The sequence below is a fragment of the Sulfurihydrogenibium azorense Az-Fu1 genome (assembly GCF_000021545.1).
GTDB classification, from domain to species: domain Bacteria; phylum Aquificota; class Aquificia; order Aquificales; family Hydrogenothermaceae; genus Sulfurihydrogenibium; species Sulfurihydrogenibium azorense.
The window spans coordinates 764,786-789,255 of the sequence record NC_012438.1 but is presented as its reverse complement, the minus strand read 5'-3'; the positions used below and the strand labels follow the sequence as shown (position 1 = coordinate 789,255).

Annotated in this window: 24 protein-coding genes and 1 CRISPR repeat array; of the genes, 22 read left to right on the top strand and 2 right to left on the bottom strand. The window is 31.1% G+C overall.

What is annotated here, in order from left to right; genetic code table 11:
- Position 1 precedes the first annotated feature (1 nt).
- From cas2 to SULAZ_RS04135, 16 genes are all read left to right on the top strand, one after another.
- On the top strand, positions 2-268 hold the full coding sequence (gene cas2, locus SULAZ_RS04210) for a CRISPR-associated endonuclease Cas2 (protein WP_012674618.1): 267 nt from the start codon (positions 2-4) through the stop codon (positions 266-268).
- A 247-nt stretch (positions 269-515) separates the two neighbouring features.
- Positions 516-1,009: direct repeats of the CRISPR family, unit length 30 nt; unit sequence GTTTTTAGAGTGCCTATGAGGAATTGAAAC.
- A gap of 50 nt (positions 1,010-1,059) precedes the next feature.
- Positions 1,060-1,806, top strand: a complete 747-nt coding sequence (gene cas6 / locus SULAZ_RS04205; RefSeq protein ID WP_012673859.1) for a CRISPR-associated endoribonuclease Cas6 — start codon at positions 1,060-1,062, stop codon at positions 1,804-1,806.
- Entirely contained in the window at positions 1,799-2,311 is a 513-nt protein-coding gene (gene cmr1 / locus SULAZ_RS09060) for a type III-B CRISPR module RAMP protein Cmr1 (protein ID WP_012674380.1), read from the top strand. The genes cas6 and cmr1 overlap by 8 nt, the downstream gene beginning before the upstream one ends.
- On the top strand, positions 2,242-2,823 hold the full coding sequence (locus SULAZ_RS09055; protein WP_228357473.1) for a hypothetical protein: 582 nt from the start codon (positions 2,242-2,244) through the stop codon (positions 2,821-2,823). Before cmr1 ends, SULAZ_RS09055 begins: the two co-directional genes overlap by 70 nt.
- Positions 2,816-3,898, top strand: coding sequence for an RAMP superfamily CRISPR-associated protein (locus SULAZ_RS04190; protein WP_012675090.1), 1,083 nt, complete (start codon positions 2,816-2,818; stop codon positions 3,896-3,898). Before SULAZ_RS09055 ends, SULAZ_RS04190 begins: the two co-directional genes overlap by 8 nt.
- Entirely contained in the window at positions 3,886-7,557 is a 3,672-nt protein-coding gene (locus SULAZ_RS04185; RefSeq protein WP_012674005.1) for a CRISPR-associated protein Csx11, read from the top strand. Before SULAZ_RS04190 ends, SULAZ_RS04185 begins: the two co-directional genes overlap by 13 nt.
- Positions 7,558-7,560: 3 nt before the next feature.
- On the top strand, positions 7,561-8,658 hold the full coding sequence (locus SULAZ_RS08900; RefSeq protein ID WP_012674815.1) for an RAMP superfamily CRISPR-associated protein: 1,098 nt from the start codon (positions 7,561-7,563) through the stop codon (positions 8,656-8,658).
- Positions 8,639-9,058, top strand: coding sequence for a hypothetical protein (locus tag SULAZ_RS04175; protein ID WP_012674716.1), 420 nt, complete (start codon positions 8,639-8,641; stop codon positions 9,056-9,058). The genes SULAZ_RS08900 and SULAZ_RS04175 overlap by 20 nt, the downstream gene beginning before the upstream one ends.
- 1 nt (position 9,059) lies before the next feature.
- Positions 9,060-9,890, top strand: a complete 831-nt coding sequence (locus SULAZ_RS04170) for a hypothetical protein (RefSeq protein ID WP_012674030.1) — start codon at positions 9,060-9,062, stop codon at positions 9,888-9,890.
- Positions 9,891-9,972: 82 nt separating this feature from the next.
- Positions 9,973-10,236, top strand: coding sequence for a hypothetical protein (locus tag SULAZ_RS04165; protein ID WP_012675035.1), 264 nt, complete (start codon positions 9,973-9,975; stop codon positions 10,234-10,236).
- A gap of 48 nt (positions 10,237-10,284) precedes the next feature.
- Positions 10,285-10,542, top strand: a complete 258-nt coding sequence (locus SULAZ_RS04160) for a hypothetical protein (protein WP_012673793.1) — start codon at positions 10,285-10,287, stop codon at positions 10,540-10,542.
- A gap of 126 nt (positions 10,543-10,668) precedes the next feature.
- The gene (locus tag SULAZ_RS04155; RefSeq protein WP_012674782.1) at positions 10,669-12,996 is read left to right on the top strand and encodes a penicillin-binding protein 1A; all 2,328 of its coding nucleotides are present in this window, start codon (positions 10,669-10,671) and stop codon (positions 12,994-12,996) included.
- A gap of 87 nt (positions 12,997-13,083) precedes the next feature.
- Positions 13,084-13,338, top strand: a complete 255-nt coding sequence (locus SULAZ_RS04150) for a hypothetical protein (protein ID WP_012674024.1) — start codon at positions 13,084-13,086, stop codon at positions 13,336-13,338.
- Between the two features lie 149 nt (positions 13,339-13,487).
- Positions 13,488-14,735 carry a tryptophan synthase subunit beta gene (gene trpB, locus SULAZ_RS04145; protein WP_012674347.1) on the top strand — a complete coding sequence of 416 codons (1,248 nt, stop codon included), beginning with the start codon at positions 13,488-13,490 and terminating at the stop codon, positions 14,733-14,735.
- On the top strand, positions 14,735-15,757 hold the full coding sequence (locus SULAZ_RS04140; protein ID WP_012675098.1) for a sulfite exporter TauE/SafE family protein: 1,023 nt from the start codon (positions 14,735-14,737) through the stop codon (positions 15,755-15,757). Before trpB ends, SULAZ_RS04140 begins: the two co-directional genes overlap by 1 nt.
- On the top strand, positions 15,754-17,331 hold the full coding sequence (locus SULAZ_RS04135) for an MqnA/MqnD/SBP family protein (protein ID WP_012674370.1): 1,578 nt from the start codon (positions 15,754-15,756) through the stop codon (positions 17,329-17,331). The genes SULAZ_RS04140 and SULAZ_RS04135 overlap by 4 nt, the downstream gene beginning before the upstream one ends.
- Here the strand turns inward: SULAZ_RS04135 and SULAZ_RS04130 are convergent.
- Both SULAZ_RS04130 and SULAZ_RS04125 read right to left on the bottom strand, forming a co-directional pair.
- Positions 17,303-17,848, bottom strand: a complete 546-nt coding sequence (locus tag SULAZ_RS04130) for a flavin reductase family protein (RefSeq protein ID WP_012673646.1) — start codon at positions 17,846-17,848, stop codon at positions 17,303-17,305. The two genes, SULAZ_RS04135 and SULAZ_RS04130, sit on opposite strands and share 29 nt — an antisense overlap.
- Positions 17,849-17,850: 2 nt before the next feature.
- Entirely contained in the window at positions 17,851-19,209 is a 1,359-nt protein-coding gene (locus tag SULAZ_RS04125; protein ID WP_012674508.1) for a deoxyribodipyrimidine photo-lyase, read from the bottom strand.
- Positions 19,210-19,498: 289 nt separating this feature from the next.
- On the opposite strand from SULAZ_RS04125, the gene SULAZ_RS04120 reads away from it, so the two are divergent.
- The 6 genes from SULAZ_RS04120 (at position 19,499) to SULAZ_RS04095 (ending at position 24,459) form a co-directional block, all read left to right on the top strand.
- Positions 19,499-19,927, top strand: coding sequence for a hypothetical protein (locus SULAZ_RS04120; RefSeq protein WP_012673528.1), 429 nt, complete (start codon positions 19,499-19,501; stop codon positions 19,925-19,927).
- Positions 19,928-19,939: 12 nt separating this feature from the next.
- Positions 19,940-20,677, top strand: coding sequence for a LytR/AlgR family response regulator transcription factor (locus SULAZ_RS04115; protein ID WP_012674225.1), 738 nt, complete (start codon positions 19,940-19,942; stop codon positions 20,675-20,677).
- Positions 20,667-21,602 carry a YbgA family protein gene (locus SULAZ_RS04110; protein ID WP_012675018.1) on the top strand — a complete coding sequence of 312 codons (936 nt, stop codon included), beginning with the start codon at positions 20,667-20,669 and terminating at the stop codon, positions 21,600-21,602. The genes SULAZ_RS04115 and SULAZ_RS04110 overlap by 11 nt, the downstream gene beginning before the upstream one ends.
- A 103-nt stretch (positions 21,603-21,705) precedes the next feature.
- Complete coding sequence (locus SULAZ_RS04105; protein WP_012674088.1) at positions 21,706-22,002, top strand: hypothetical protein; 297 nt, start codon at positions 21,706-21,708, stop codon at positions 22,000-22,002.
- Between the two features lie 11 nt (positions 22,003-22,013).
- Positions 22,014-23,492 (top strand): phytoene desaturase family protein, encoded by a 1,479-nt coding sequence (locus tag SULAZ_RS04100; protein WP_012674829.1) that lies wholly within the window; start codon positions 22,014-22,016, stop codon positions 23,490-23,492.
- Positions 23,467-24,459, top strand: a complete 993-nt coding sequence (locus tag SULAZ_RS04095; protein WP_012673900.1) for a sensor histidine kinase — start codon at positions 23,467-23,469, stop codon at positions 24,457-24,459. Before SULAZ_RS04100 ends, SULAZ_RS04095 begins: the two co-directional genes overlap by 26 nt.
- The last annotated feature ends 11 nt before the right edge of the window (positions 24,460-24,470 follow it).

The window sequence follows — 24,470 nt, the reverse complement described above, 5'->3', positions numbered from 1 at the left end:
AATGTTTATCATATTAGTTTATGATGCAAATGAAAAAAGAGTTAGTAAGTTTCATAAAATTTGTAAAAAATATTTAACCCATGTTCAAAATAGTGTTTTTGAGGGAGAGATAACAGAGGCAAATTATAGAATGCTTATAGACGAGTTAAGGACTATAATAAACAACGATGAAGACTCTGTCTTAGTCTACAAGTTTAGAACTAAAAAATATTACGAAAGAGAAGAGTTTGGTATCAAAAAACCTTCATCTGAAGACATTTTCTTTTAATCCGAATTGTTGTCGTCGTCCTATCGAAAATGGCAGTTTTTGAGTCTCAATTAGAATGGTTTAATTGAGATTAATTAAACTAAGTGATTGAAAAATAATCACTGTCGATCTCCAGTGATTTTTGCAGGATCAAAGGTCGACAGGAAAATTGCTATTTCAGTTGCATTTTTTGGAAAAGTGTATTATAATACCTAACAGTTGATAATAAAGGATTTGAACCTTGACAATAGAATAGGCTAAAAGAAGGGTTTTTAGAGTGCCTATGAGGAATTGAAACGTAATTATAATTAAAAAAAATATAAATACACAAACATAGTTTTTAGAGTGCCTATGAGGAATTGAAACGACTTTTTGTCAAGCAATGTTATAATCTATTATAACAGTTTTTAGAGTGCCTATGAGGAATTGAAACGATAATACTCTTTACTTAGTAGGAGATGACTTGTTTTTAGAGTGCCTATGAGGAATTGAAACATAATTATAATTAATATATACATACTAACGAAAAACGTTTTTAGAGTGCCTATGAGGAATTGAAACTATTCTTCATCTTTCCAAAGCTTTTATTTTCTCATAAGTTTTTAGAGTGCCTATGAGGAATTGAAACTGCGAATATTCGAATAATGTCTTTATGCGAATAATGTGTTTTTAGAGTGCCTATGAGGAATTGAAACGGAATTCAACAAATGAAACAAGCTTCTTTTCTGGAATGTTTTTAGAGTGCCTATGAGGAATTGAAATACTATTCCCAAATTGGTAAAATATCTAAAACAAAAAATTAGGATAAAAGGGTGAGGATTAAGATAAAGTTAACTACAGATAAAGATTATGTAATCCTTCCAATACATCATAATCACATTATTCAAAGTATGCTTTACAATAGTCTTCCCAAAGAAGTAGCCAAATTTCTACATGATGTAGGCTTCTTTTATCATAAAAGACAGTTTAAACTTTTTACATTTTCCAAAATACAATCTCAACATTACAATATTGCAAAAGAGAAAAGTCAAACAAAACACATAGAATATAAAATTCCAATTTCTTTATATATATCTTCTGCTATAGGTGATTTTACAAAGAGCTGGGGAGAAACATTTTTAAAAAACGAAGAAGTTATATTAGGTAAAAATACACTTTATCTTGAAAGTATAGAAGTTCTTCCAAATCCTGATTTAAAAGAAGAATTTAAAATAAAAACCCTATCTCCAATAACAGTCTATAAAACATTTGAAAATGGTAAAAAATACTACAGATACTATTCTCCATCTGAACAAGAATTTAAACAACTTTTAAAAGAAAATCTAAGAAAAAAATACCAGCTAATAACAAATAAAGAAATTAATGATTTTCCTTTTGATATAGAGCCTATAACAACAAAAAAAGTATTGATAAAATACAAAAATTTTCCAATAGAAGCATACGAAGGAGTATTCAAAATAAAAACCAATCCAGAACTTTTTAAAGTTGTTTTTGATGCTGGATTAGGTGCGAAAAATTCACAAGGCTTTGGAATGATAGAGGTATTAAAAAATGGCTAAAAAAGAAATTGAAATAACTTTTAGAACCATAACTCCTTTATGGACTGGAGATGCATGGCGAAAAAACAGAGAAATAAGACCTTCTTCTTTAATAGGAAGCTTAAGATTTTGGTTTGAGGTAATCTGCTATTTTAGTGGTGTTTGTAGAGAAGAAGATTTTGATGGAAACAGTAAAAGATTTGAAAAAGAAGTTAATAGAGAAAATTTTGAGAAATGTATCCTTGAAAATGGAAGCGATTTTAAATCTAAAATTGAATGTCTAAAAAAACAGGAAATACCTTTACCATCTATTATTTTTGGAACAACCGGATGGAGAAGTTTAATTGAGATAGGGGATGTTAAATATTTAGAAGACTATTGCTTTGGAAATAAGTTAAATCTCCCGAGCAAAATTTGTTTTGAAAAACATAGCAAAAAGTTAAAGGAAAATGATGATTGTCCAAAAAATCAAATAAAAATTGGTCAGTATTTTACTATGGAAAATTTGCGGTTTCCTTCAAAGTAGAAGAAGAAATTATAGAGCCTATTTTCTGTCCACTCCTGACCTTCATGGAACAATATGGCTTTTGGGGTGGTAGATGGAATATAGGCTATGGTAGATTAAAGGTAGAAAGTGTAAAGAAAGATAATACTATAGAAAATAACTGGAAATGCGATGAATTTAATTTAAGTATAATAAAAATAAAAAATATAAAATTAGATGACTTTATTCAAGAGGTAAACACTTTTGATGATATGATTGAAAATCAAACTTTAAAAAAAATTCATTTTTTCAAATATCTAACAAATAAAACCAGCTTTAAAGAAAATATAGAAGAATTACTCAAGAAAAAATCTATAAAAAGAGGAGAGTATAGGGATAATAGAGAAGAAAGACACAAAATTTTTGGAGAAAATGGTGAAGGTTCAAAAATTCTACCTTATATTTTTGAAGAAAACGGGCATCTTTCAGGTGGATTTATATCTATTGCAGGATTATTAAATTTAGAAAGAAAGATGGGTGAAAGAGATGGCTAAATTTGAAGCAATTTTAGAAATAAACCTTGTAAAAGTAAAAGTTGATAGTTTAGCAGAGTATATAGCATATTGCAAGTATAATAATAGACTTGAGAAAAATAAAGGTTTAAAAATTCTAAAAAATATTATTAAAGATAATAGGCCAAAAATTGATATTTCAAAAATTCAAGAAATTTCAGGAATTTACAGTGAATCTCAGTTAAATAATCTTCAAGATTATGTTAAAAAACTTCCTAAATATTCCTTTGCCATTTGGTTTACATTCAAGTTAGAAGCTCCATATTTTTCAAAAGATGACGATGATTTTTACATTATTCAAAACCCGATTTTAAAAGAAACAAACTTTAAAGCTCCAATGGTTAGAGGTTCAGGATGGAAGGGAGCTTTAGCAAGTGCATTTAGAGAGTTATTTAAAGAAGATTTTGAAAATAACAAAGAAAAAATAGAAAGCTTTTTAAGAATATTTGGAGCAGGTTCAGAAAGCATTAAAGCTATTGAGAGTTATGTATTTGATAAATCAAAAGATTTAAATAAAGCTAAAGAAAAACTCTTAAACTTTATATTGTTTGATCTTGGACTAAAGGTAGATAGAACCTTAATAAATGAAATTAAAGCAAAAAACAATAAGGAAGGTCTTATTGAAATACTTAAAGATAAATTGTCTGCAAAAATAAATGATAGTAAATTACCGTTTGAATTCCAAACCCACAAAGGAAGAGCTATATTTTACCCCACTTACTTTGATAAACTCTCTATTGAGATAATAAATCCTCACGATAGAATAAAAAGAGCTGGAACTGTACCTATACATTTTGAAGTTGCTCCAAAAGGTACATACGGAATTTTTCAACTAATTTATATTCCTTTTGATGCCATACTTAAAGAAGAGACAGAGTTAAAAGAAGAATCCGAAAAAGACTTAGACAATTTATGTAAGGCTATTGAAATTTTATCTAAGCAGGGGATAGGTGCCAAAACCAAGTATGGATGGGGAAGATTTACAATAGAAAATAAAAAAGTTTGTTTAAACGGAGATTTAAATACTCCTCAAGGGTGGGAAAGATGTCAGGCTTAAATAGGATAAAAAATAATAAAGATGAAATTTTAAAAGCAGAGATAGTTTCATATTTAGCTTTGTGGGAGAAATTAAATCCTTCTAAGCAGAATAGAGCTTCAATTAATATCCAATGTAATAATTTAAGTTGTTGGGAAAGTGCCCTAAAAAATAGTAAAATTGATATTAGATTAGAGGTAAATTCTAAGTCTTTTGAATTATGGGATAATTTTTTAAAGGATTGGAGAGGTTGGAGAAAGAAAAACGATTTAGATTTTTTACTACAAATCTTGTATGGTATATCAGAAAGTTTAAACTCTGGGATAGATAAAGGAAGTCCAAAAGAGGATGTAAAGGTAAAACCTGAGGAAAAAAGATGGTTAGCGAATGCTTTCGGTAGTTATAAGGAAGATATAATTTACCTAAGAGAAAGTGAAAATATTATCAATGGAAGAATACAAAATATAAATAATAAAGTACAAAGTCTATTAGGTAATTCTCATATCTTTTTTGAAAATTTAGAAGAACTTAGAAAAGAATTAAAAGAGTTATTATCTGGCTTATTATCTGATGATAGATTTCCTATAAATGATGTAAGCCTTTGGGATCAAGCCTATATGACCACTTCAATGTTTAAAGCTTTGCTATCTGATTATATTCTAATTAATCAAGATTTTACAAATATTCCTGATAGACAAGAAGTAAGATGGAGAATATTAGGAATTCAATATAATAAATTAGGTTTAGCAGAAAAAGGCTTTAAACTTGCTTCCATTGAGTGGTATAGACAACAAACTAAAGAGATAGATGATAGTATAAAGAAACTTTTAGAGGTTGAATATCCTATAGGAAACGAAGTTTATAGAGATGATACAGGAATATACTTTATTGTAGGAGAAAATTTAGGTAAAAATAAAGATAATAATTTAGCTGTTTTAGTAGATGATTTAAAACCTCTTGAAGAAGAGATAATAAATATTTTTAACGAAAAATTAGAAGGCGAAGTTTGTCCCGTTATAATTTTAACCAAAGCCTCAAGAGGTCTAATGAATTTAGGCGATCTACTTGAAAAAGCTAAGGAAAACTTTTTGTATGTAAAAACTGATAATAAGATAACTCAAACTTTAATGCAAAATGTAAATAATACTTCAACAGCTATTGGAATCTGCCCCTTATGTAAAGTTCGTTTAATTTACGAATATGACAAACAGAAAAATAACTCCCCAACTATCTGCAAGACATGTGATGAAAGAATACATCATTACCAAGTAAAAAAGTGGTTAGAAGAAATTAGTAAAGAAACTATCTGGACGAGTGAAATAAAAGACAAAAACGATAGAATAGCCCTTATATCTTTGAGATTAGAACTTAAAGATTGGCTAAATGGAAATATGCTAAATAGTTTATTAGGTAATATGGGATTAGGTGATTTTACTGTGGAAAAAGGTAAAATTATAAAACTTATTTTAAAAGGTATTGTGGATACTGAAATTCAAGAAATTATAAATAAAATTGAAAAAGAAATCTGTATTGAAAAATTTAAAAATTTATATACTGTCATAAGTTTGAAAGATTCTAATGGAAATTTCATTTGCCGGGAAAATTTAAATACATTACAAAACGAAATTAGAAATACAAGTAATAGGGCAGAATACGGAGCTCTTATAAGCGTAGTAGGATTTATTCGGGATAGAATATATGGAAATCAAAGCAGTAATCAAGATGGTTATATTTTAAAAATTTTAGAAAATTTAGATGAATTTTTAAAAAAATTAAAGATAAGCCAAGATTTATTTCAATTTGTTAAACAACTTCAGGACTCTGGATTTTATTCACTATATAAAACAATTGTTGAAAAATTGAATGAGTTAAAAGCAAAATTAGATAGTAAATATAATTCAACTAATAGTAGTAATTTTGATAAACTTATTCAATATTTAAGAACTGAAAAATCATCTTCCTCTCTTACTGAGAAAGAGATTAAAGAGTTTAAACAAGAGATCGAAAATATACTAACTCAATGTAAGCCTATTCAAAATTTTGATATAGACACTCTAATAAAAAATTCACTCTATCCTTTTTCTATAAATGAGGAATTATTGAATTTTTATAGCAAATATAACTCTGTTAAAGAATATTTTAATGAAATCTTCTTCGGCTCTATTATTGGAACTCAATGGGAGAATTGGATAAAACAAACTCCTTTAAATGCAAAAATAAACTGGCAAGATGAAAAAATAGAATGGGATAAGTTTACCGATGAAAATGACCCAGCCTTAGATATCTTATCTACCTTATTACTTCAATTTTTACTTAGAAAAAATCCATCTCCTGCAAGATTAAGAAGAATTTGGGAAACAACTCAAAACTTCTTTGAAGAGATAAAAAGAGAAATTTTAGATGAAAACCTACTGGGAATTCCAAATTGGAGACGAAAAAGAATAGTTTTTGAATTACCTTATATTCAAGGAATAAAAGATACGGGAGAAGAGTTAGAAGGAGATGGTCTTTTATTTTGGGCTTTGCCCAGTGAAAATAAAGATAAAACTTATATCTATCTCATAAGCTCAATAGAAGACTTTATAAGAAAGTATGCCAACAAGGATACACTAAAAAGATTAAACGAGAATAACCTTGAAGATATAGATGAAAATAATTTCGAAGACTTTAAAATTGAACTCAAGAAATACTCAGAAAAAGAAAATAGAGAAACAGGTAGTAATTTATGCTCACTCCAAAAAAGTAATATTAAGAATTTTGTGCTGTATAACTCCTATGCTTCAATTACAGACCCAACTCCTGTTGGATGGCAAGTAATCATTCCCACGGAGTATGTCCCAAAATTTATAGACTTAATTATGGAAAAATATAACAAAGAGTTTAAATACGTTTACGGAAAACTTCCTATCCACATAGGTATAATTATTCAAGATTACAAAAAACCTTTATACATTGGCTTAAATGCATTACGAAAAATTAGGAGAGACGTTAAAAACATAGACAAACTATACCAAAATGGCACTAAATTTTGCATGAAATACCATCAAAAAATATTAAACTATGCAAAACCAGAAGAGTTATGTAATTCAACGCAAAAGTATTACTCCCTCTATTGGGACAACAAGCAAAAAACAAATGTTGATTTTTACGATTTTTACATAAAACCTAATGAAAACTGGAAAAAAACACTCTCTGTTATGGGGAATTTTGTAGATGATAGATATATAGAAATTATACCTAACACTTTTGATTTTGAGTTTTTAGACACAAATACAAGGAGAAACGATATTTTTTACCTTAAAGAGAAAAATTATAAAAGAGCTTTCCAACTTAAATCAAACAGACCATACGAAATAGAAGAATACTGGGATAGGTTTAAAAGGTTTAGAGATACTTTTAAAGATAAAACAAACACCGCAAAATTACACAAATTAGTTAATATCTTTTATGACAAAATTGAAAATTACAATAAAGACATAAATCCTTTACTCGCTTCATCAATTGTTAATATTTTGGAACTTAATAAAAACAAAGATTTACAAAGAGATATAGCTTTCATTTTTGGTTTAGATGAAAAAAATGACATTTATAAAGAACTTGTAAATAAATTAAACTCTGAAAATATAAAACTATTTTTAGATATGTTTGAGTTTTGGTCTAAAGCTTTGCAGGAGGTGTAAAATATGGTTGAGACCTTAAAAATTTTTGCCTTGGCTACAGATCCTATATATATAGGAACAGGTGGATACACTATAGGAAGAGTTGATAACACTATAGTCAGAGACCCTATTACAAATATTCCTAAAATTCCCGGAAGTAGCTTAGCTGGAACTTGGAGATACTATGTAGTTTTAGAAGCATTAACATTAAAAGATTTAAAAGATAAACAAACTTCAACTGATGAAAATAAAAGTCAAAATGGTAGTACCTCTGATGAAAAGTTAGAAAATTGTAATGGGAAAAATAATCCTACTAATGATTGGAAAGCTTTTTTAGGAAATCAGGTTTTGAGAGTTAACTGTGCAGGACAGGATGACGCTCCTTTTGTAGAAAGGAATGATAAAAATAATACAGGACACTGTGGATGTTGTATAGTTTGTAAAGGATTTGGATTTTCTAAAAAAGACATAAGCTGGCAGGGAATGATTTTCTTTAGTGATTTAAAAATTTTACTTTTTCCCGTTTTTACTTTTAAAGGGACAAAATGGATAACAACAGCTTCTATCTTACAAGAAATAGGAATAAATGAAAGCTCTCCGAGAGAAAATAAGATTAAAACTAAAAATGGAAACGAAAGATATTTAAATTTAGGTTGGCTTTACTTGGAAGTTGAGAGTAATCATAATATTAGTAATTCTCCAGTTAGTAATTTTTCACTTAAACCAGAAGACATTGTTATTGTTCCAGAAAGCTTATTCTCTCACATTGTAAACTCTAATCTTGAGGTTAGAACTTCTGTTTCCATTGACCCAATAACAGGGTCAGCAAAAGAGGGAGCTCTATTTACAACTGAGGCTATTCCACGAGGAACCATTTTTTACGGTAATATAAGAATTTTTGATAAGAATAATTTTATTAATTCTAACAATAAAATGAATAATAAAATAGGATCATTACCTTCCTGTGAACAATTAAAAGATGCTTTAAAGGATAGTGCACGTTATTATGAAAGTTTAGGTATTGGAGGAATGACTACAAGAGGTTTTGGAAGGTTAAAAATTGAACTAATAAATGGTAATTCTCAATCAGGAGGTAGCCAAAATGGGCAATCAAATCAATAACTTAAATATAGAGTCTCTTATTGTTAAAGTATCTTATGAGCTGGTAAGTGAAAAAATCTTAGACAAAAATCAGATAAATAAGTTGTTAGGAGTCTTAGCAAGTAATGGTGTGTATGCAATGTGGGTTTATGCTTTAGATAAATTTAGAGATAACGAAGAAAAGCAGAAAAATCTTTTTGAATTTTTAAAAAAAATTGCAGAATTAGATAGATTTATTACACAATCTTTAAGTGAATTGATTAATGGAATAGAAAATAAAGAACTAGAAAGATTAGATAAAATAACTAAATACTTCATAGATATTTCAAATGACCTTCACAACCTTCTTTTTTTAAAACAGATTCTTGAGAAAACTCTTATTTATGCTTATTATCATGCTAGAGCACAGGGAGAGGATTAAGATGCCTTGGTATAAACTTGTCTTCAGGCAAAATCAACCTATTCATATAGGTTCTACCAAGTGGGGTGTAGTTAAAGAAACAGATTTATTTATATCTGGACAAACTATGTGGGGAGCTCTGACAAATGCTTATTATCAAAAAAATAGTCAATACGATGAAAACGATGAAAATAAATTTAAAACAATATCAAACTTTTTTCCAAGTTTTGATGGAAAAAATATTTTAAAACCATCTTATAAAGATGGAGAGTTTCATTTAGGTGATTTTTCAGAGGAGGAATTTAGAGCCTACTTTGTCGATACTTATGTTCAAACAGCCGTTGAACCTATTAACAGAAAAGCCAAAGACAAAAGCCTTCACGAAATTGACTATATATTACCAAGACCAAAAAGGGAGTTTCAAAATATAGAAAAATTAAGTAATCTACAAAACAATTTACACTGGATAGGTATAGTATTTATAGATGAAGATATAAACTTTTTAAAAGAAAAACCAAAAATTTATGTAGGATCAGATGTGCGATATGGATTTGGAGAATTAGAATTAGTGGAGTTAGGTAAAGATATAGACGAAAAATTTTGGTGGATAGAAGGAGATAAGATTAATATAGAACAAAAAGAGCATTCTCCTTATTTTATTGAATTAAACATTAACTCAAAGATTGAATTTGAAGGAGAGGTTTTACCAATCGTAGAGATGGATTTTCAAAAAAATACACCTAAAGTTAATAAATATGGGTTTTATATAAATGTTGGAAGTAAAATTAATAGTCTTGATGGAGCTCCAATTCAAGGAAAATTAGAAAAAGGAAAGATTATATTTTCTCAATAGGATTATGTCAGAATTTATAAGATTGATAGTTAAATAAATATAGACAAAAGTGAGTTTTTAAAATTCAACAAGGAGGAGAAAGATGTTGAAAAGGGTTTACTTTGCACTTGTTTTAGCTGTAATTTTTTCATTCCATCTTCACGCAAAAGAAATACCAGCTCCATTTGGTATTCAGTTAGGTAAAGATAATGTTCAAACGGTGAAAAGTATTATACAAAAAGAAGGTGGTAGAATAACAGAAGAAGGGTATAGACTTGTAAACAATGAAAACATTCAAAATCCAGACGTATATGGTATTTTTGTTAAAAATTTACCAATAGATTATTTAAAAGTAGCAAAATTTTGATTTTACAAGGGAACAGTATATGAAATTAATTACATTCTCAATCTGGATATGGACAAAAAAGAGTTTTATGAAATTTATAACCAGTTAAAAAGTAAATATGGTACTCCAGTAAGATATGTTAAACCTTATCTTGCAGATGGCATAGCTGTATGGAAAATAGATAATTACGAAATATCTTTATCTGCTCCTTGGGTTTCTTGGAATATGTACCTAACTTATAAGTATTTACCATTATCAAAATTAGCCGAACAATCAGATAAAGAGGTTTATCAAAGAGAAACAACTAAACCTAAAAAAGGATTCTAACAAAAATTAAAAGGGACTTTTTGTCCCTTTGTTTTCTATACTTAAACAAGCTAAATCAGACCTTAAATTTTGGTAAAATAGTTATGTATTAAATTTTTAAACTGATTAAACGAGGTTAAATTTATTTTGAATAGAGTAGTATTAATAGGACTGTCCATATTTTCTCTTTTGTTCCTTGTTTTTGGTATATATGTATTTGTTATAACAAGAGACCTTCCAGATGTTAGACAGCTGGAAAACTGGAAGCCGCCAGAAGCTTCTGTTATACTTGATTACCAAGATAAAGTATACAACGAACTTTTTATACAAAAAAGGTACTATGTTTCCATAGATAAAATTCCTGACCATGTAAAAAAAGCTTTTATAGCTACGGAAGATAAAACGTTTTACTCTAATCCAGGCATTGATATCTTTGCTATAATCAGAGCTGGTATAAAAAACATTATAAAAATGGGAAAAGCAGAAGGTGGTAGTACAATCTCACAACAACTTGCAAAAAATCTATTTCTAACCCCAGAAAAAAGTCTATCCAGAAAAATAAAAGAAGCTGTGTTAGCAGTTAGATTAAACAAAATATACTCAAAAGACAAAATCCTAGAGATGTACCTAAATCAGATATACTTGGGACAGGGAAGTTATGGAGTTGAAGCAGCTGCAAGGACATACTTTGGTAAAAGTATATCTCAAGTAGATTTATGTGAAGCTGCTGTTTTAGCAGGTCTTCCAAAAGCTCCATCTAAGTATAATCCCTACGTTAACCCAGACTTAGCAGAAAAAAGAAAACAAGTCGTTTTACAGAGAATGTTAGAAGAGGGATACATTACAGAAGCTGACTATAAAAGCTGTGTAGAAAAACCTATTAAATTGGCTGGAATCATAAGGTCTGATAATTTTAACGACTACTTTACAGAGATTATAAGACAGTGGGTGATAGACAACTACGGAGAAGACGCAATAAGTCAAGGTGGGTTAAAAATATACACAACCATAGATACAGCTCTACAGATGTATGCCCAAAAAAGAGTTCAACAGTGGCTTGAAGACTTACAAAACAGAGTAGGATTCCCAAAACTATCAAAAGATGACATAGAATACTTAAAAGTAAGGTACGAAAATCAAAAAGTATCTCCTGATACAATCATTAAAAACTATATATACGTAGCTCAGATTAAAAGTATATCTAAAGGTAAAATCTCATTTAGCATAGACCAAGTTGAAGGGGAGGCTCTTGTAAAAAACACAGCAAATCTTAAAGTTGGTGATTACGTTTATGTAAGGTACCAAGAAAATGGTACTTTTAAAGTTTTACCATTCTTAGAAGCTGCAGTAGTATCTATAGACTCAAAAACAGGTGGTATAAGAGTTTTAATAGGTGGGTACGAATTTAGAAAATCTCAGTTTAACAGGGTTTTCCAAAGTAAAAGACAGCCTGGTTCTGCAATAAAACCTATTATATACATGGCAGCACTTTTAAATGGATATACTCAAATATCTACTTTAGAAGATAAACCAATAAGTTTTTGGGATTACAGTCAAAACAAAGAATGGACTCCAAAAAACTACGATGGAAATTATTACGGAACAGTTACTTTAAGAAAAGCCTTAGCAAAGAGTTTAAACGCAGCTACTGTTTATCTACTGTCTCAGATAGACTTTGACCCGGTTTTATCTGTTGCATACAAAGTAGGAATAAAACAAAAACTTCCAAAATACTACTCTTTAGCCCTTGGGTCAGTAGAGATAACTCCTATTGAGCTTGCAAATACCTTTGCAACCTTTGGAAACTATGGAACAAAATGTGAGCCTTACTTTATAAGGAAGGTTGTAGATAAAGAAGGAAATATACTTTACAGACAAGGCCCTAAATGTGAGGAGGTCCTTCCTAAACCAGAATCCGCTGTTATGGTTGACCTATTAAGGGCTGTTGTTCTTGAAGGAACTGCTGTTAAAGCATCTTCAATGTCAGTCCCTGTTGCAGGAAAAACAGGGACAACAAACGATTATTCTGATGCTTGGTTTGCTGGGTTTGACCCTGACCTTACAACAGTTGTATGGGTTGGATACGATAAAAGAAAACCTATTGGAAAAGGAATGGCAGGTGCAGAAGCTGCACTACCACTGTGGATAGACATAATGAACTACGCAAACAGGTCTGGTGTTTATAAAGAGTTTCCTAAAGTAGAAGGAACAGTTTACATACCTATAGACCCAATTACAAACAAAGTTGCTAATGAAAACTGTCCCGGAAGGTATATACTCTTTGTAGAAGGAACTTATCCTACAGTAGACTGTGATGGAAACCAAGTAGATTTTTCTCAACTGTTTAAAAAACCAGAAGAAAATCCACAACCTCAAGGAGAATCTCCTCCAACTGAAGAAACAAACCCTCAACCTCAAGAAAATCAACCTACAAAAGAAAGTCAAGAAATATTAGATATATTAAAAAATAGGTAAATATTTAGATATGGAGAAAACTACAGAAAAAAGCTTTATGAAATATATTTAAAAAGTGAAGGAGAAAGAAATAAAGAAGGCTAAACTATGGAAAAAGAAAAAGAACTTGAACTTAAAAAACTGGAAATTGAAAAAGCAAAAGTTTATGAAGGAATTTTAAGAACTTTAGTATTTACTATTCTAACTTTGGGAGCTGGAATTGGAACAGTTTTATATCGTTTATATAGCTCGAAAGAATTAGATAGTTTAATCATTTCTATTTTATCTACTTTTGTAATAGTTTTTTCTATTACAGCTTTATGGATTTATTTAAGAATTCATAAAATTTTGAAAGAGGTATAGGGATGGAAAAGATAGGTTTAGCAATGTTTGTTTTGGCTGTCTTAACAGCTTTAATATCTTTTGGAGTAATTGCTTTTTTAACAGTTAAAGACTATTATGAGGAAAGGAAAAAATTAAAATAATTTTTAAAACAAAAAAAAGGAGCCAAGATGAAAAAATACACATTCCCCGATGAAAGAGGATACTACGGACAGTTTGGAGGAAAGTATTTACCAGAGACTTTAATCCCAGCTTTAGAAGAGTTAGAGCAGCAGTATTTAAAGATAAAAAACGACGGAGACTTTAAAAGACAGCTACTTTATTACCTAACAGAGTATGCAGGAAGACCTACACCACTTTACTTTGCTTCAAGACTTACACAAGTAGTAGGTGGAGCTAAAATATACTTAAAAAGAGAGGATTTACTCCATACAGGAGCTCATAAGATTAACAACACTTTAGGTCAAGTTTTACTTACAAAAAGATTAGGTAAAAAGAGAATAATAGCAGAAACAGGAGCAGGACAGCACGGAGTATCAACAGCAACAGCTGCAGCTCTATTTGGACTTGAGTGTACAATCTACATGGGAGAAGAAGATGCAGAAAGACAAGCTCTAAATGTCTTTAGAATGAAACTTCTTGGAGCTAAAGTAGAGATAGTAAAATCCGGAAGTAGAACTTTAAAAGACGCAGTTAACGAAGCTTTAAGAGACTGGGTTACAAACGTAAGGACAACCCACTACATAATAGGATCAGCTTTGGGACCTCATCCATTTCCTATGATTGTGAGGGACTTTCAGTCAGTTATTGGAGAAGAAGTAAAAAATCAGATACTTGAGATAGAAGGAAAACTTCCAGATGTAATAGTCGCCTGTGTAGGTGGTGGAAGTAATGCAATTGGTATATTCTACCCGTTTATAGAAGATGAAGAAGTTAAGTTAGTAGGAGTAGAGGCCGGAGGATACGGACTTGAGACTGGAATGCATGCTGCAAGTATAGTTGGAGGGTCTGTAGGTGTTTTACACGGTATGAAATCTTACTTTTTACAAGACCAGTGGGGACAGATAGAAACAACTCACTCAATATCTGCTGGATTAGACTATCCGGGTGTAGGACCAGAACATGCTTACTTAAAAGAATCTGGAAGAGCTACCTACATAACAGCTACTGACGAAGAGGCGTTAGAAGGATTTTTACTACTATCAAGAACAGAAGGTATAATACCAGCTTTAGAGAGCTCCCACGCAGTTATAAAAGCTGTAGAAATTGCAAAAAACTTAGACAAACACCAATCAGTCGTTATCAACCTATCTGGAAGAGGAGACAAGGACGTTCAATCAGTAAAAAATCTTTTAGACACTGATAAAGAGCTTTACGAGAGACTTTTAAATAAACTAAAGGAAAAGTACGGAGTATAATGGAAATACTTCTTCCAATAGCAAACGTTGAAGTAAATGTAATACACGTCCTTGTCTTGGGTTTTGTGGTTGGTGTTTTGTCAGGAATGCTTGGAATAGGTGGAGGTATAATACTTAATCCAGTTTTACTAAATATGAATATACCTTCTGTTGTTGTAGTTGGGTCATCTATAAGTCAGATATCTGGAGCTTCTTTATCCGGATTTTTAACTTACCTAAAGTCAAAGGTTGTAGATGTTAAAATGGGGCTTTACATAGTAGTTTTTGGCTTTATAGGAGGTTCGTTTGGTGTTTTTTTAATAAACCTTCTTAAAAGCCTTGGGTATGTAAAGAAGTTTGTTTTAAGTGTTTATGTTGTTTACTTGCTAACTTTAGGACTTTTTATCTTAGTAGAAAGTATAAAAAACAGACATAAAAAAGAGCCTAACCAGATACCCCAGTTTATTAAAAATCTACCTTTTAAAACACAATTTAAAACTGGTGAGCTAACTATTTTTCTCCCTGCATTTATTGGGTTTTCATCAGGATTTTTAGCAGCTGTAATGGGAATAGGAGGAGGAAACCTTATCACTCCTGCTTTGATGTACCTTGGAGGTTATGAGGTTATAAGTGCTGTATCTATAAGTATTTTTCAAATGGTGTTTGTTGCCTCATTTTTAGCATTTTTCCACTCTTACGTAAACCACGGTGTTGATATAGTTTTAACAGTGATTTTAATTTTAGGCTCTTCTTTTGGAGCTGTATTTGGAGCGGTGTTAGGTCAAAAGGTAAACAAGTTTTACATAAAGATGATGCTTGCTGTTTTGATGATTGTTGTTGCTTCGTATAGTCTTTATCAACTAATAAAAGCTCCACCAAAGGAAGTTTTCCATCTTACAGCCTCAAACTACTTTGCTAAATTACTACTGGAACAGCCTTTTATCTACTCTTTACTCGTTGTTGTGTTTAGTTTATTAATTGGATTTATTGTAAGTGTTATAACCCTTAGGTTAAAAACATTTATTTTAGAAAAACTAAAATGAAAGTAGGGTGGATAGATTACTTAAACACACTTCCTTTTGGTATAGATAGATTTAAAGACATCACTATAGTAAAAGACTACCCATCAAACCTAAATAAACTGCTAAAAGAGAAAAAAATAGACATAGGAATAGTCTCAGCAGCTGAGTATTTAGAAAACTTTTACCAGTATTTAATCATTCCTGATTTATCAATCAGCTCCTACAAAGAAGTTAACTCTGTAATAATAGGCTCAGACCTTCCACTAGAAGATGTAGAGGTTGTTTATCTTACAAAGGAGTCTAAAACATCTGTTTATCTAACAAGGGTTGTGTTTGAGATTTTTTTAGGTAAAAAACCTATTTATAAATACTTTGATAATTACAAAAAAAGACAGTCTGTTTTACTGATAGGAGATAAAGCAATAGAGTATAAAAAAGATTATAAGTACGTTTACGACCTTTCAAAGTTGTGGTTTGACAAGACAGGTTTACCTTTTACATTTGCCCTTTGGTGTGTTAATAAAGATTTCTTTTTAAAAAATAGAGAAAAAGTTTTAGATTTTGAAAAAAGGTTAAAACAGAATGTAAGAGATTTTTTTGAACGTTTAGACAGTTTGGATTTAGACTTAAGTAAAAAAGAGTATTTAAAAAATCTCAGGTACGGACTTGATAAAGAAAACATTCAATCAATAAGACTTTTTGCCAAGTATTTACTTGAGTTAAAGATAATAAAAACTTACCTTGATATAAGGTTTACAGATGGTAGAGTGATAACGGCTGATGGAACTCAGACTTTTTACAACTTTGATTACAACGAGGCTTACCATAGTACAAAAGCCGGAGCCTACACAGAAAGTCTGTACAAGTTTACCCTCCCATGTAAGATAGACAAACTGGCAAAGGAAAAAGAGGAGATAAACATCTTAGATGTAGGATTTGGACTTGGTTATAATGTTGCAGTTGCTGTAAAAGTTGCAAAAGAAAACAATCAAAATATAAAGATAAACATTGTCTCAGTAGAAAAGGACGAAAATTTTTTAGAAAGAATAAACCAGATGGAAATTCCAGAAAACCTTCAAAAAGAGTACAACTTTATAAAATCTTTAAAACCATCAAAAATAACACTTAACGAAAATATCTACCCATCTTACACTGCTTCAGCTGACGGAGTGAGTCTGACTGTAGTCTTAGGAGAGGGAAGAAGGATACTTTTAGATCTATCAAAATCCGGATACAAGTTTGATGCAGTATTTTACGACCCATTTTCACCGAAGGTAAACACTGAGATGTGGACTTTAGACCTATTTAAAGTTGTAAAAAATCTTATGACAGACAAGGCCATCTTAGCTACATACTCAGCTTCACTACCAGTTAGAAAAGGCTTGATAGAGGCAGGCTTTAAGATAGGACTTGTTGAGCCAGTAGGAAGAAGAAGTCCATCAACTGTGGCAACGATAAAGGGAGATATACCGGAACTTCCGGAAAAAGAAAAACAAAGGTTAGAAACCTCTCCCCTTGCAAAGCCATACTTAGACCCCTGCCTGTGTAAAACCAAAGAAGAGATTGTTAAAGATTATCAAAAAACAGCTTTTTAGGATGCTTGTTTGTTGAGTAAAAGTTTTTACCATGGAAAAGTGTAAATCTAACTTTATTTGGTTTAATAAATCCTTTCTTGTAGTGCTTCATTACAACCTTCCCAAAAAACAAACAGTGGTCTTGAAACTCTACATGGTTCACCTTTTTACATTCATAAATGACAAGAGAGTCTGTTATTATGTAAGATTCTATCATCGTACCTTTTTGGTGTTTTAAATTTGTAATCTCCCACTTATCAACTTCATTTCCATGAGTTTTTCCTATTGTGTGTATATGCTTTACAAATTCAAAAGGTAGAAAGTTTATACTAAAATCCTGACTTTCAAGTAGAAGGCTATAGCTGTAATTTGTCTTATCTACTGATATGGCGTAGATAAAAGGGTCTTTATTAACAGGTGTGTGATGGGCAACTGTAAAAGGATTGTTTTTTACACAAACTACGGCTGTAGGTCTTGGAATAAGTGCGTGGGTATAGTTTCCTTCAGGAAGGCTTTTAAATATTTTTTCAAACTCCATAGTTAGCTCCTGTCTGTTTTAAACATATAAAATTTTACATCAAACTTTCTCTCTAAACCTTTGTCGTTCATATACCTTATTTTCCCAAAAACTTTCCTCTCCTGCCAAGGTCTATCAAAAGTGCCAAAACACCAAGATATTCCTCCATAGCCGTTAGGATCTCTTCCATCTAAAGCGTACTTGTCGTTAAGGTAGCAAGCAATATCAAAGGCTTGTTTTGGATCTTCTGTCCACTCTATTATCTTTTTAGCCCAGTACATTCTCATATAGTTATGTATCTTTCCTGTTTTTAAAAGTTCTTTTTGTGCAGCGTTCCAGTATGGGTCGTGGGTTTTAGCTTCTTCAAACTCTTGCAAAGAATATACATAGTCTCTTTTATCCTTTTTATGTTCCTCAAGAGTCTGCCTTGCCCACTGAGGAATACCTTCATACTGGTTGTACAGTGGATTGTACCAGCAAAAGTTCCTTGACAACTCTCTCCACACTATAAGTTCATTGAAGAATGACACTACATTCTCATCGTTTTTATCGTAATGTTTTAAAACCTCTAACACAATCTTAAGGGGTGAAATCTGTCCAAAATGTAGGTAAGGACTAAGGTTTGAAGTGTAATCCTTTGAAGGGTCTGACCTAAACTCTTTGTATTTATAAAGTTTTTTCTCTATAAACTCTTTCAGTCTTTTTTCAGCTTCGTCATACCCACCTACAAAGTATTTATCCACAGTACTAACAGTTTTGTCTATATTTAGTATACTTAAAAACTCATCTGGTGTTTTAAACTCTAAACTTTCAACATCCAAGTCTTTAGAGTTTACTTTCAAATCTATTTTTTCAACAGGTTTTAAAAATCTGTCTATCACTTTGTTTAATCTATCTCTATACAAGTATGCGTAAGGGATAGGTTTGTCTGACACTACCTGTATAGGGACTACTACATCATTTTCAAGCTGGTAAACTGCCACTTGGGAAGCCTTAGCTATATTCTCTCTCCACTTTCTTTGGGTTTTTAGATAGTTTTTGTCTAATACTATACATACAGCTTCTTTAGATAGTTTTAAAGTTCCATTGACGTAGTCATCTTTTTGTATCACAAACTTTATTCCCCTTTCTTCTATAGCTTTTTTTGTTTTTAAAATCCCTTCTATCATAAATTTGTAGTACCTTTGATTTGAGTGTTTGTATTTGTCTGTTATAAAAAAGCTAACTAAAAGAGGTTTATTTAGTTTATTTGCTTTTTGTATGGCAAACTCAAGGCTAAAGTTAAAATCTTCCCTTAAGGAAGCTTCCATAGAGTAAAGAATGTACTTTCCTGATAGGTTATCTGGTAAGTTGTTTAGTTTCTCTAACCTTTCTTCAAACATAGATTACTCCTGCTTTTTAAAATCTAAGATAACAAAAAAGTTGGTTGATTTTTATATGTACTTACAAAAACATAACATGAAACGTAATTAAACAGATTGTTATACCTTTTACAAAAGATTAACCTTTTAGTGTAATTAAAATAGGGAGGTAAGTACCATGCAACTACCAGAGGCTTTTAGGTTTCTAAGGATAGGTTGGTGGATTGTTCACATTATAGGAATAGGAGTGGTTTTCTACCTTGGTACGCTATTTGGTGGTAAGTAAAGTAAGGCATGGGGTTTAACCCCCATGTACCTTCTTTTTAAGTACTTTCATATACTTTCCGTTATAGGTTGGGTTTCTTCTACATCTTCATTAGGGATTTATTTACTGTATAAAACTTTTATAAAAAAAGATTTATCAAATCAGGAAGAAATTAGAAGTTTTTACAGATTTTTGACTGTTTTTGAGCTTTTATTTTTTGGGTTTGTTGTAGTTTTTGGGTTGGGTATGGTTTTTCATGGAGGTTTGACCTTAGAAAGTAGTTGGCTAAAGTACAAGATTTTAATAGTTTTTGGCTTTTTTCTACCCCTTGAAGTTGTAAACGGTATAATGGTATTTAAGTACGTTAAAAACGAAAGATGGTATTTAATCTACGATAAATTTATACTTGCTATTACTTTTCCTTTGGTGATAGCAGGTTTAGTAGTTATTTATTTGGCTGTGTTTAAGCCGTAGGAGGTGTAAAAGATGAGAGTTTTTATCGTTGAAGATGAGTATTTAGCCCGTGAGAGGTTAAAAAGATTTTTACAAAAAATTCATAGTGTAGAGATTGTAGGAGAAGCTGAAAGTAAACAGCAAGCACTGGAAAAGATTGAAAAAGCTGAGCCTGATGTGGTGTTTTTAGATGTTAAACTTCCTGATGGGACTGGAATCGACGTGGCAAGAGAAATACTCAACAGAGGTTTAAACCCTTACATCGTCTTTGCAACTGCTTACGGAGAGTACGCACTTGAAGCCTTTAAAGTAAACTCTATAGACTACATTTTAAAGCCTTACGAGTTTTCTGATGTAGAAAATGCTATAAAGAAGATAGAAAATCTTGAAAATAAAAGACTTAACATCACAAACGTGTCTACGATGGTACAGGTAGAAAACGACTTTTTTATACCTGTTAAGCACTTGAGCAAGCTTATACTTCTCAAACCTGAGGATATATACTACATAAAAGCAGAGCTATCAGAGACCATAGTTAGGACAAAAGATAACGAGTACTTTTCCAACAAAAAACTTTACGAGTTTGAAAATATGCTCAAGTCAAAAGGATTTTTCAGAGTACATAAAAGTTATCTTGTAAATCTTTCTAAAATTAAAGAAATGAAAGTTGCAGAGCAGTCTAAACTTGTTATATACTTTAACGGTATAAATGATACAGTTAAAACAAGTAGAGACGGAGCTAAAGCTTTGAGGGATTACCTTGGAGTGTAAACCTGTTGTAGTTTTAAGTAGATGTATAAACAAAGAGGCTGTTAGGTATAACGGTGGAATAGTTCAAGATGATTTTGCCCAAAAACTTGAAAAGTATGTAGATTACATAACAGTCTGTCCGGAAGTAGATATAGGAATGCCAGTCCCAAGACCTACAGTTATCCTTGCAAAGATAGACAACTCTATCAGAATGATAGAACCTACAAGTAAAACAGATTACACAGAAAAGTTAGAAGAGTTTTCAAAAAGTTTTTTAAACAGTTTAAAAGAAGTTGATGGCTTTTTACTCAAAGCAAAATCTCCCAGCTGTGGTGTATCAGATACTAAACTATACCAGAAAGATTTAAAACATACCATTGGAAAAACAGACGGTATATTCGCAAGAATATCAAAGGAGATTTACCCCTACCTTCCAGTTGAAGATGAAGGTAGACTCCACGATTTTTGGATAAGACAGAACTTTCTAACAAAGATATTTGCTTACGCAGATTTTAGACACTTTAAAAAGTCAGCCAGTCATATAAAAGACTTAATAAAGTTTCACCAAAGGTATAAATACTTGCTAATGTTATACTCACCTTCAAACCTAAAACAGATGGGAAGACTGATAGCAAACTGGGACAGTTTAGGCTTTGAAAAAACAGTTCAAGAGTATGAGAGTTTGTTTAAAAAAACATTTTCTAAAAATCCAACTATAAACGCCCATATAAACGTTTTACAACATATCTACGGACATTTCTCAGACCTACTAAAAACAGGAGAAAAAAGACAATTTAACACACTCCTACACAAGTTAAAAAACGATAGGATTTACCTTACAGTGATACTGGAATTCGTTAGAAACTTTGTATACAGGTTTGAAGATGAGTACCTTGCATCTCAAAAGTATCTAAACCCCTACCCAGAAGAGCTCCAAACTGTTTAAACGAAATTAAAATTAAACTCCATAAACGATAAAATCTTACCCTTTATAAAGATTTTAATGGTTTTTATAATCATACCTACAATCAAATAAAAAGGTGTTTAAGATGATAGTAAAAGTAGACTCTTCAACAACGGCTTTAAAAAATATAGACAGTGGAACTTACAAGATAGAAGGAACCGGATATCTTGAGTGTAGGATTACTTTTATATCCAACGGTAGTTATAAAGTTGTTATAAAAACCTTAGATGAAAACCAAACAACTATAACTGGTAAAGGAATATCAAGGATTAACCTTTATACTGACATCTTTACAATCCATGTTTTAGAAACTACAGACAAACTTAATATAATCGTAAACAACATCAAAGATTACTTCTTTGATATACTTTCACTCAATTAAAGGGGTGTGTTTTGCAAGATTATATAGTTGTAGGTGGTGGGATAGGAGGTGTAGTTGCTTACTCCATTTTGAAAAAACTTGGAAAGAAAGTTTTACTTTTTGAAAAGTTAGACTACTTAGGTGGCTGTGCTGGAACCTTTAAAAAAGATGGACTTTTTTACAACGTAGGAGCTTCTACCCTTGTAGGACTTGATGAGAATTTACCACTGGATATACTATTAAAAATATTAGATATAGACAAAAATACTATTCCAGTTTTACCCATAGACCCGGCTATAGTTGTTTATACCAAAGACAAAGTTATAAACAGGTATAAAGATTTTGAAAGGGCTTTTGAGGAGATAGACAAAAACTTTCCTTACAAAAACAATAAAAACCTTTGGAACAGAGTAAAAAAAGTTTCTACAAACAACTGGCAAAATATATACAAACTCCTACCTTTTAACCCTAAAAACTACCCTGACCTGCTAAAAAAAGTTATAACAAACTTAGATTACTTTTTATCCGGGATAAAAGACAGTTTAATGACAGCTGAGAAAGTTATACGGCATTACATCCCAGATCCTGATGAAGATTACAAGGCTTTTTTAAACAGTCAAATCCTTATGGCTACCCAGTGCTACTGGGACGAAGTAAACTTTTCCTTTGCTTCAATGGGACTTACCTACCCAAACCTGTCTAACTACTATGTAAAAGGTGGTATGAGTAATTTTTTAGAGAGTATTGTAAAAGATGATAAAAACGTTTTAAAAAAAGTTAAAGTAAAGAGTATCTCAAGAGTGAGAGACATCTTTGAGGTCAAAACCAACAAAGGAGAATTTTACACAAAAAAAGTTATACTAAACAGGACTATATGGGATTACTGTGAGCTGTTAGATGAAAGTTTAAAAGATAGTTTTTGTGAAGTTAGTAAAAAGAAGTATAGTAAGCTGTGGTCCTCTGCCACTTTATACTTTGCTGTAAAGGATGAGAACAACCTTCTCTCTAAACACCACTACCAGATATTACACGATAAAAATCCTTATACAGACAGTTATTCTTTTTTTGTCTCTGTTGCAGATCCTTGTGATAGTGTAGAAGGCTACAAAAGTATAACTATCTCAACCCACTGTAAGATAGAGCTGTGGGAAAATTTGTCAAAAGAGGAGTACACTGAAAAAAAGGAAAAGTTAAAAGAGTTTATACTGGAAAATCTCTATAAAAAAATACCACAGTTTAGGATGCTACCTAAAACTGATGTTATGATAGGAACTCCAAACACATTTAATAGGTATACAGGAAGGTACAAGGGAACAGTGGGAGGTATCCCTTTAAGAAGGAAGTACACTATGTTAAACTATCCTATGGGAATAACTCCTATAAAAGGGCTTTATTTGGTAGGAGATTCGGTCTTTCCCGGACAAGGTTATCCGGGTGTTACGGTAGGAGTTTTTAATCTTTTACTGCAGGTAGAGGAAGATTTTCGTGAAGTATTTTATAGATATATCTAAACAAGACTGGTTAGTTGTTTTTCTTTTTGCTATTGTTTTTGGTGGTGTTTTAGGTAGTTTTATAACTGTTTTAATTGGTATAGAAAGTCTTTATCAAGGTTTAGTTACAGGTGTTATTTTCGGTTTGAGTATTTTCTTTTTTTCTTTTGTATTGATAAATCTTTCTAACAAATACGTTTTAAAACATTTTGATGAGAAGTTTTGGGAGTTTATAAGTCTTTCTTTTTCTTTTTTGGCCGGATTTTTGGGAAGTGTTGTAGGATTTTGTGTAGTAAAGGGTTTTAATATAGTAGAGATAAACTTTCCCCAAAATATTCTTATTTTAAGTTTTACACTTATAGGAATACTTACGGCACTACTTGGGTATCTACTTTACTGGATTGTAAATATAAGAAAGATAAAGTCAGACCTTGAAAAATCTTTAATAGTAGCAAGGCTAAAATCTCTTGAATATCAGATAAACCCACACTTTTTATTTAACACTCTAAATGTTTTAGCAGAACTTACACATATAAATCCTCAGCTTGCTGAGAAAACTATACTTACTTTTGCAAAATATCTAAGGGAAGTGATAGATGAGGAGAGTTTGATAACAGTTGAGAGGGAACTGTCTATAGTTAAAAATTTTGTATTTATACAAAAGGTTAGGTTTCCTGAGATAAATGTACATTACAACATAGACCCATCTATACTTGAGGTAAAAATACCAAAGCTTTCTATTCAGATACTTGTAGAAAATGCAATAAAACATGGGATAAAATCAAGAGGAAACATATGGATAAACGGCTACAGACAAAATGGTAAAGTGGTTATAGAGGTAATTGACGACGGGGAAGGCTTTAAAGAGATAAAAGAAGGAACCGGACTTCAAAACTTAAAAAATCGCTTAAAACACTTAGTAAATGGTAGCTTAAGCTATTATAGAGAAGACAATAAAACCGTTTTTAAGATTGAGTTTAATGGTTAACTACTCAGTTT